Genomic DNA, 279 nt, shown 5'->3' with positions numbered 1-279 from the left:
GACGCCTCGCGTCAACCTGATGCGGAGGGCGAGATTCGGTGAACGGTTGAACGCTGCGCCTGGGACGCTGTTGTGAATCACACAGATTTTTTTCACTGGAACGTGAAAGGTCTGGTTCAGTTGTTGCGCGACCACTTCTGAGACCGCGACGTAACGATGTACACCCGCCCCACAGAGTTGCTGCTGCGCGTAAACGGTGCGCCCCCATGGCGGCTGCATGTACTGCTGAGCGGTGGCGATCACGACGGGCACACGAGCCAGACTCGCCGCCAGCAAACC

1 protein-coding gene is annotated in these 279 nt (G+C 60.2%); it reads right to left on the bottom strand.

Going from position 1 to position 279, the window contains the following annotated elements; genetic code table 11:
• Positions 1-279: glycosyltransferase family 4 protein (locus L5876_RS14705; RefSeq protein ID WP_236957110.1), on the bottom strand; the 279-nt coding region annotated here is incomplete at both ends.

The organism is Hyphobacterium sp. SN044 (genome assembly GCF_021864465.1).
Classification (GTDB): Bacteria; Pseudomonadota; Alphaproteobacteria; order Caulobacterales; family Maricaulaceae; genus Hyphobacterium.
This window is presented reverse-complemented; position numbering and strand designations above follow the sequence as displayed.